Consider the following 3,451-nt stretch of genomic DNA (forward strand, 5'->3'; position numbering starts at 1 on the left):
CCGTTAGACCAATGGCTTGGATAAATCATAGATGAAATGACATCTACCGAGCTAGAAATGCGATTAAAGTTCTGACCGATGCCTGGAGCTTCAGGCAATGTGGCTGTATAGCCGAATATATCCACAGAAACATCTACACCGTACGGTATAAGTTGCTCTTTGGCATAGGCTACGAAATCGCTGACGGCATCAACACGAAGCTGCGTCATACGCGCCTTATCGCTGAAATCCGGCGCTTTGGGAGCTCCTTTTTTAAGATCAGCTACGCTCTTTTGGGCATCATCCATGACTTTTTTATTAGCATCGTTCTTATCTACATTGTAAGCATTCGTAGCATCTGCCAATTTTAATTCCAAGGAAGCTAGATTTTCTTGATACTTTTTGGTAGCTTCCGCGTAGTCTTTTTCTTCCTGCACGAACTTCGCTGGTTTTTTATCCTTGTAATCACCCATTGCATATTTAAGGACACTGTCCCTGCTTTCAAACCCTTCCGGGAAGCGAACATAGTCAAATTGGATCTCTTTAAAACCAAGTTCTGCTGCTAATTTGGCAACTTCAACATTATGCTCCCACGTTTCTTTAAGGAATGGGTTGATGAAGCTATCACCATTCGAATTACGCCAGATACTGCTGCCATCTATAAAAGAAAGATCAGGCCGCTTTTTGGCCATAACCGTATCTTTAAAGACGACGATTCGAGCGATCGGGTAGATCTTATGCTCCTCGAGTGTCTTCAGAAGTGCTTTGGGATCCTTAATGTAAGGCTGGCCAAATTCCGCAAGCTTTCCTTCCGGCCTGAAAGTGATATAGCCATCATCATCCTTCATATCTATCACCATGGCATTCAAGTCTGTGTTATCAACGAGAGAAAGAAGTTTAGACATACGTTCACCGCCAGCTGACCAGCCTGTCACATAAATGCCACGTACCGCATCGGGATAATCGAAGTGCAGTGGGGAAATAAATCCGGGTGCTTGTGTGGCAGCTGGTGTGGGCGATATCGCAACTGGAGAAGCTGAGGGCGATGCCATAGGTGTTGGTGTGGGCGTCAACGCAAGTGTGGGCTCTGGGGTCGTTACAGACGGCTGCTCCGATGAGTTCGGTGTGGTTAAAGCGTCTTTTGACGACAGACAGGCGGACAACGTGAGAACTAAACCTAACATCAAGCAAATAAGAACTTGTTTCTTCACCTTGTTCTCCCCCTATTTCAAAGCATGTTCTGGAAATTCTATGCTCATACTTGAAGTATTCGGGAAGCGACAAAACTATGCTGCACTGGCCCTCTCACGCCAAAAAAAAGAGCAGCTGCAATCGCAGATCTGCTCTTTTAATTAATTTTTTAACGAATTACACCGTTGCAGCATGATTGTCACGAGCAATCTTCGTCGCTTCAACCATGTTGCGCAAGGAGGCAACTGTCTCTTCAAGACCGCGTGTTTTCAGGCCACAATCCGGGTTAATCCAGAACAACCGAGCGTCCAATACGCGTAGTGCTCGTTCAATCATTCCTGTCATTTCATCTACACTAGGAACACGTGGACTATGGATATCGTATACCCCTAAACCGATGCCTAGCTTGTAAGTATTTAGTTCAAAACTATGAATCAATTCACCATGGCTGCGGGATGTCTCAATGGAAATAACATCAGCATCCATCGCTTCGATGGAGTCAATCATGTCATGAAACTCACAATAACACATATGAGTATGGATTTGCGTTGTTTCGTGTACCGTGCATGTGGTGATGCGGAAAGCTTTGACTGCCCATGCAAGGTAACCTGCTTGCTCTTCTTCTTTCAGCGGCAAACCTTCGCGAACAGCTGGCTCATCGACCTGAATCATCCCGATGCCTGCTTGCTCAAGCGCCTCCACTTCTTGTCTAAGCGCATAAGCCAATTGATAAGCAATCTGCTCACGCGGAATATCGTCACGAACGAACGACCAGTTCATGATGGTAATCGGTCCTGTCAGCATCCCTTTTACAGGACGTGAAGTTTTGGACTGCGCATACTTCGTTTCTTCAACCGTCATCTCACCCGTGAACGCTACGTCTCCGAAAATAACCGGAGGTTTCACGCAACGTGAACCATAGGACTGCACCCAGCCGTTCTGTGTAAAGGCAAAACCAGCCAGCTTCTCACCAAAGAACTCAACCATATCTGTACGTTCAAATTCGCCGTGTACGAGAACATCCAAACCGATCTCTTCTTGCAGATCAATCCAAGTGTCGATTTGATCGCGAATATACTGCGCGTATTGCTCGTTATTCCACTCGCCCTTACGCCACGATTGACGCGCTTTGCGCACTTCTGCGGATTGTGGGAAGCTGCCGATGGTCGTAGTCGGGAAAATAGGCAGCTGCCATTTGGCCTGTTGAGCTTGATGACGCTCAGCAAACGGATGGGAACGCTCCGGTTGTTGACTGCTTAGCGCAGTTACGGCTTGCTGAATGTTAACGCGATTGCGTTCCTCAGATTGCTGCAAAGCTTGAATAGCTGCATCACTTTTGACTAGTTCATCTATAACACTTTCGGAACCTGAAGCTAATGCTTTCGTTAAAAGGACAAGCTCACCGATTTTCTCATCTGCAAATGCAAGAGCGTTTTTCAATTCTGCTGTCAGTTTCGTCTCGCGCTCTGTCGTTACCGGAACATGAAGCAAGCTGCAGGAAGACTGCACAATGAGACGATCGGCGGATACAAATTCAGTTAGCCCATTAAGCAGTTCCAACTTCTCGCGAAGCGATGCTTTCCAAATACCGCGTCCGTCAATAACACCTGCGCCTAATACCTTATCAGTTGGGAATCCTAGCGCTTTAATGGCTATTAGATTGCCAGTGTTTCCATGTACGAAATCAAGCCCTATACCTTTGACCGGTAATTTCACAATGTCATTATAGTGCTCAACCGATTCAAAATAGGTTTGCAGCATAATGTTGAGGTTTGGAACAGCTGCAGCAATCGTTTCATAAATCTTCGTCAATCTCTGTAAGTCATCTTGGCCTAATTTTGTTACAAGAATTGGCTCATCAATTTGTACCCACTGTACGCCCTCTTCAGCAAGTTCTTTTAGGATTTGGACGTAAAGCGGAACTAATCGCTCTAACCAGGCATCCGTCTCCGATGCGTTATATCCTTTGGAAAGCTTGAGGAAAGTCAATGGCCCAACGATAACCGGTTTCCCTTCGATACCAAGCTTTTCCTTAGCTTCTCTATAAGCTGTAAGAGGTTTATTTTCAGTAAGCACAGGAGAAGCATCCGCCAGTTCAGGGACGATGTAGTGATAGTTCGTGTTGAACCACTTCGTCATTTCGCTTGCTGCGGCCCCCTTCGTTCCACGTGCTACGCCATAATAAACAGATAATGGTACAGGCCCACCCTCATAAGAGAAGCGTTTCGGGATAATTCCGAACATAGCGGCTGTATCCAGGATATGATCGTAATAACTGAAA

Annotated in this window: 2 protein-coding genes; both read right to left on the bottom strand. The window is 46.0% G+C overall.

Features of this window, described 5'->3' with window-relative positions; genetic code table 11:
* Window positions 1–1,190, bottom strand: a 1,190-nt coding sequence (locus AC1DUA_RS29565; protein WP_477503143.1) for a putative glycoside hydrolase, incomplete at its 3' end; no start/stop codon positions are given.
* Between the two features lie 157 nt (window positions 1,191–1,347).
* The coding region (metE, locus tag AC1DUA_RS29570; RefSeq protein WP_477503144.1) for a 5-methyltetrahydropteroyltriglutamate--homocysteine S-methyltransferase at window positions 1,348–3,451 on the bottom strand (2,104 nt) is incomplete at its 5' end.

The sequence above is a fragment of the Paenibacillus sp. 01T422 genome, assembly GCF_056398785.1.